Annotated in this window: 5 protein-coding genes; 2 read left to right on the top strand and 3 right to left on the bottom strand. The window is 56.3% G+C overall.

The genetic code is table 11. The annotated features are described in order from the left end of the window. Window positions 1-223: 223 nt before the first annotated feature. Both B2Y11_RS00760 and B2Y11_RS00765 read left to right on the top strand, forming a co-directional pair. Window positions 224-658, top strand: a complete 435-nt coding sequence (locus B2Y11_RS00760) for a VOC family protein (RefSeq protein ID WP_291054847.1) — start codon at window positions 224-226, stop codon at window positions 656-658. Window positions 659-681: 23 nt separating this feature from the next. Then, window positions 682-1140 carry a hypothetical protein gene (locus B2Y11_RS00765; RefSeq protein WP_291054848.1) on the top strand — a complete coding sequence of 153 codons (459 nt, stop codon included), beginning with the start codon at window positions 682-684 and terminating at the stop codon, window positions 1138-1140. Between the two features lie 597 nt (window positions 1141-1737). Here B2Y11_RS00765 and B2Y11_RS00770 read toward each other — a convergent pair. The 3 genes from B2Y11_RS00770 to dnaB all read right to left on the bottom strand — a co-directional run bounded on the left by B2Y11_RS00770 (window position 1738) and on the right by dnaB (window position 5551). After that, on the bottom strand, window positions 1738-2979 hold the full coding sequence (locus B2Y11_RS00770; RefSeq protein ID WP_291054850.1) for a L,D-transpeptidase: 1242 nt from the start codon (window positions 2977-2979) through the stop codon (window positions 1738-1740). 22 nt (window positions 2980-3001) lie between these two features. Further along, window positions 3002-3760: a uracil-DNA glycosylase gene (locus B2Y11_RS00775; RefSeq protein WP_349676008.1), complete on the bottom strand. Its 759-nt coding sequence runs from the start codon at window positions 3758-3760 to the stop codon at window positions 3002-3004. A 420-nt stretch (window positions 3761-4180) separates the two neighbouring features. Then, the gene (gene dnaB, locus B2Y11_RS00780; RefSeq protein ID WP_349676009.1) at window positions 4181-5551 is read right to left on the bottom strand and encodes a replicative DNA helicase; all 1371 of its coding nucleotides are present in this window, start codon (window positions 5549-5551) and stop codon (window positions 4181-4183) included. Between the last annotated feature and the right edge of the window lie 167 nt (window positions 5552-5718).

Below are 5718 nucleotides of genomic sequence, written 5' to 3' on the forward strand. Positions count from 1 at the left end.
GGCGGCTTCGCCGCAGGTTTTATATAACCGCTTCGCGGCAGGAAAACCATACAACCCCTGCTTTCACAAACACCACATGAGCACATTGCCCGGCGTCCATCTTCATTGACCATTTACAATTCACCATTTACCATTTCCTCCTCCCCCTTTTGACTAATCCTTTCTAAACAGATAGAATATAGTATATCTTTACTGCAGGAAACCATTATATAGGAGTACGTCCATGAAATTAGTTCATTTTGATCATATCGTTCTTACCACCGGCCATCTGGAGGAGTGTCTTCATTTTTACAGGGATTTCCTGGACATGGAGGTCACCTGTGAAAATGGCCGGTATGCCCTTCTTTTCGGGAGCTGCAAAATCAATATCCACCAGCGGCCGGGGGAGTTTAAGCCCGCTGCTGCCTATCCGGTGTCCGGGAGCATTGATCTCTGCCTCATCACGGAAACGGCTATGGAGGATGTACTTTCCGAGCTTCAGGCCAAGGGGGCGCCGGTAATTACGGGAATTGTGGACCGCCATGGCGCCCGGGGGCCTATGAAGAGCCTTTATCTTCGGGATCCTGACGGCAATCTCATCGAAATCGCCCGGTATGTGCAGCAGAAGCCTGCAGTGCCTCTGACAGCAACCAATGACGAATCCCTGGCTGACGAATAGGATTTTTACGAAAGGATAAACCATTGACACCTTACCATTCCAATCTTTTTTTCGTGGCGGAGTACGTCCTTTCCGCCCTTCTCATCACCTTCCTCACCTGGCGTAAATCGCCGCTGGACGTGAGGAAATCCATTTCCCGGAAGGCTTTCCTGAAAAGGATTCCCATAGCGGCAGGAGCGGTGATTCTTTCCATCCTCCTTATGACGGGGGTGTACCTGCTCCGGCTGGATATGACGAAAAACATCATCCTCATCGGCCTGCTCCAGCTTTTCATGACCCTTGCCGCCAATGTCATCCTGGGGGCTTCCTGGATCCAGCGGTACCGGGTCTATCCCCGGGGCCGGGAGCTTTCGGCGGTGGTGATCCTCATGTACATGGTAGCCGACCTCTTCATGCCTTCGGGCATTAAGTACGCCATCCTCCTCATGGGCACGGTGCTGGCCTTCATTTTTCCTGACCGATGGGAGGACTGGGGAAAATAATGGGCCCCTTTGCGACCCATTTCGGAAGGTTCTTCCCCACCCTATTGTCCCCCCGCTTGCGGGGGGAAGGTGGTGCCGCCAGGCACCAAAAGGGGGGCTTTCGAATTGGCACGAGAAGAGCATGACGCAATGGCTCCCCGCCTCAATCCCTTGTTTCCCCTTGAGGTGGCAAGGGAACGGGATTCGTAGGGAGCCAACGGCGACTGAGAATCCCGTGACACGCTTCCCTATGGGGGAAGTGCCGCGGAGCGGCAAAAGGGTGTACGAGGGTAAGAATAATTATGATACTCCTTCGCCAGTTTATGCAGGGCCAACTTTGACTGACTCGGAGACCCTATGCAGGGTCTCCGCCTAAAGGGGACGCAAGGGTTTGTGAGCATAACGCCATTCATATCATCTCTCCATGTACCATCCTGCCGAATTGGCCACCTGCGGTGGCCACCCCCTATCCGGCTGCGCCGGACTGCCCCCTATTCAGGGAGCAGAATAGGGCCTCTCTACGCTTACCTGCAGAGACATACAGCGGCCCCTATCATTCCACGCAAAAACGCCCCTGAAAAATGGTCTTCATTTTTCAGGGGTGTTTTTTTGATGTTTTTATTTCATCTGATAGTTGTAGTCTTTGTCCAGGCTTCCTGCCAGGTGTAGGAGGGCGGGGGCGTCGGCTGCGTCGATTAAGAGGGAGCGGTTTTTGAGGACGGCTTTGGCGGTGCCGTAGGGGGTGCGGATTTCGTTCCAGTTTCCGTGCCATTCGGCTTTGACTCCTGCTGCCCTGGCCAGGGGCATGACGGGGAGATAGATGTGTCCGTCTTTGCCAAAGGCTCTGGCGTCCAGTTTCTTTCCGTTAAGGTACATATCATAGACTTTCACCACGTATCTGGGGTTGCCGTCGGAGACCTGGATGGCCTGAGCCACTTCGTCGTCCGATACATAGGCGGCCACGCCGAAGGGGGCGAGTTTGGCTTTCACTTTGGCCACGTCCAGCGGTTCTCTGCCGTAGCCGTCGGGGTAGATGTAGTAGACCACGGTGTGGTCCGCTTCCCGCTGTACCACCACTCTTTCGTAGAGAATGTCCACGGGAATGCCTTTGACAATATGGGCATAGAGGTCTTCCACGTCTTTTTCATTGAGTCTTACGCAGCCGTGGGAGGCGTAGGTGCCGATGGCGGAGGGCACGTTGGTACCGTGGATGCCGTAGTTGACGCCGATTCCGATCCAGCGGTAGCCAATGGGGCAGTCGGGGCCTGAGGGGATGGAGGTGCCGGTGTCGGGGTCAACCCAGGTGGAGTTCACTTCCATGTCCACCACGGTCCGTCTTCCCACGGGCGTGGGAGAGGAGGGTTTGCCCGGAGCAATGGGGTACATACGGATGCCCACGTCTCCCTGGTAGAGGGTAAGGAGACGGCTGGCCAGGTTGATTTCAATGCGTTTGTCTTCAAACCTGGGCTTTTCCGGCGCTTTCTTCACTGCTTCCGTGTCTTTAGCCGCCGTTTCCACTGCCGCCTTTTCCTGGGGCTGTACTTTCGGAGCGTTTGCCTTTTTGGCAGGTGCTGCTTTGGCTGCCGGTTCCGCTTTGGGCGCCGGTATTTCTGCCGTCAGCACGGGCAGGGCGTTTTTCTTTTCCTTTTTGGCCTTCTTTGCCTTTTCCTTTTTCCCTGCCTGCCGGATTTCCTTATGGACGTCTTCTTTCTTCACTTTTTCCGTCCGCAGTACTTTGCCTTTGATGACAGTGACTTCTTCTTTTTCGGAGCTATGTTCTCCTGCAGCCATCACAGTTTCCATGCCGCAGGCACCAAGGGCAGCGCAGATGGCGGCTGCCAGAATGATACGTTTTATCACTTGAATCCCCTTTTTATTGAACTTATGAAATATGATTTCCTTCGTGCCGCCGTTTCCTTTCTTCCGTCAAACTTTCCAGAAGGTTCGGCATGGTATCGCTTTTCCATACCCAGTCCGGCGAAAGGGCGGCGGCCTTTTCCTTGGCGGCCAGGAGGTCGTAGTATACCTGCCATTTCGCATCCACCAGTCCCCGGCCGCTCTGGCGGAGGAGGTAGGCGGGATGGAAGGTGGGCATTACCGGTATGCCGTGGTAGTCGATCCAATGCCCCCGGGAGCGGATAATGCCTGCTTCCCGGCCCAGGAAGAAACGGAGGGCTACCTTCCCAAGGCCTACAATGACCTTGGGTTTCACCAGGGCGATTTCCGACGCAAGCCAGATGGAGCCGCAGAACCTGCCTTCTTCCATGGTGGGCGTCCTGTTGCCCCGGGGCCTGCACTTGACGATGTTCGTCACATATACATGGTCCCTGGTAATGCCTACGGAAAGAAGGGCTTTGTCCAGAAGCTGTCCGGAAGGACCCACCAGGGGGCCTCCGTAGTCATCCTCCACGCCGCCGGGGCCCTCGCCTACAATCATGAGCGGCGCATCGGAAGGGCCTGTGGACAGCACGGGCCCCAGGCCCCCTTCCCGGCGAAGGGGACAGCGGCTGCAGCTTCTGATGGCCGCCGCCAGGGCCTCGTGGGACGCATAGGTCATGACGCCGGCGCCTGAAAGCTCCCGGCGCCGGCGCTCTGCGTATTCTTCGGGGTCTTCATGTCCAAATAAATCCAATGGTATCACCGATTCTTTATGTAATGGGGCCGCCTCTGGCGGCCTCGCGTCCTTTGGGCGCGAAAGGGCACGGCTGACGCCGTGGGTTGTGTAGAAAGGTTGTGGTATCGCCTTTGGACACGCCTGCGGCGTGAGGGTTCAGCGGGTGGTGGATTGCCCTGCGGGCAATGAGTTTATGATGCCGCCCTAGGCGGCCCCCCCCTTTGGTGCCTTACGGCACCACCTTCCCCCCGCTAAGCGGTGGGACTATGGGCGTATGGGGTTCGCCGCCGAAGGCGGCATTTAACTCCCCTTTGAACCGGCCCGCTCTGTGGGCTGAACCCATCGTTCGGCGCGGCAGCGCACGAACGATAGAACCCTCGCCCCCGTAAGGGAGCGTCAACCCTCTTGCGTTCGGGGAATACATCCAGCCACAACGTATGACTCAAACTACTGCATATCCGGCGGCGGTTCCTGGTTGGTGATTTCGTAGAAGAGGGTGAACTGGCCGGCGAAGTGGAGTTTCACCGTATCCACCGGGCCGTTTCTGTTTTTGGCCAGAATGATTTCGGTTTCATTTTTCCTCGGGTCATCATCTTCGATTTCCCGGTTATAGTAGGCTTCGCGATAGAGGAAGCTCACCATGTCCGCATCCTGTTCCAGGGAGCCCGATTCACGGAGGTCCGAGAGGAAGGGGCGGTGGTCCTGGCGGGATTCTACGCTTCGGGAAAGCTGGGACAGGGCGATAACCGGCACATTCAGCTCTCTGGCCAGACTTTTCAGGGAGCGGGAGATTTCAGAAATTTCCTGCTGCCTGTTGTCGCCGCTGCGGGATACGTTCTTGGCCTGCATGAGCTGAAGGTAGTCGATCATGATGATGTCCAGGCCGTGTTCCGCCTTCAGGCGGCGGCACTTGGACCGGATTTCCGAAACGGAAATGCCCGGGGTATCGTCGATATAGAGGGGCGCATCCATGAGGACGCTGGCGGCGTTGGCCAGCTGGTCCCATTCCTTCTGGGTGGAAATGCGTCCGGTGCGGAGGCGGGAGCTGTCCACCAGGGCGGTGGAGCAGAGAAGGCGCTGTACCAGCTGTTCCCTTGACATTTCCAGGGAGAAGAAGGCTACGCTCCTGTGGGCGGAGGAAATGCTCATGTTCTTGGCAATGTTCAGCACGAAGGCGGTTTTACCCATGGACGGGCGGGCAGCTACAATGATGAAATCACCTTTCTGGAATCCGCTGGTGAGGGCATCCAGGGAGGGAAAACCGCTGGCCAGGCCGGTAATGGACTCTTTATTTCTAAATTTCCTTGTAATTTCCTGGAGTTCATTCTGCACGGCCTCGCCGATGGGTGTGAAATCGGAACGCCTTTCATCGCGAGTCACTTCCAGAATGGACTTTTCCGCGTCGTCCGTAATGTCCGCCACATCCTGCCGCTCGGAGTAGGCTTCGTCGGCAATGGTGCCGGCGGCGTCGATGAGACGGCGGAGCTTGGCCTTGCCTGCCACGATTTCCGCATGGCGGTCCACGGACTTCGTGGTCACCACATTGGCGGGAAGCTCATTCACATAAAGCACGCCGCCTACGTCGTCCAACCGGCCCATGCGCTTTAATTCCTCCGTCACCGTAAGAATATCCGCCGGTTCGCCCCGGTGGGACAGGTTCAGTATGGCCTGGAAAATGATGGCATTGGCTTCCCGGTAGAAATCGGCGGGAGTAAGAAGGTCTTCAGCTGTCAGGATGGCGTCCTTGTCCAGCATCATGGCCCCCAGCACCGACTTTTCCGCATCAATATTCTGGGGAGGCACCCGGGACACGATCATGGTGTCGGTGTCCGATTTTTTCTTCCAGTCCTTCTTCCGGAAGTCTTTGCCTTCAAAGGTATCAGCCAAAATGATGCCTCCTTTCATAAAATGATACTCGTACTTTATATTTTAGCATATTTCAGTGGACTGGTGGGCTAGTGAGCTAGGGAAGCACTGATTAATTC

The sequence above is a fragment of the Dialister sp. UBA1703 genome (genome assembly GCA_002320515.1).
Classification (GTDB): domain Bacteria; phylum Bacillota; class Negativicutes; order Veillonellales; family Dialisteraceae; genus Dialister.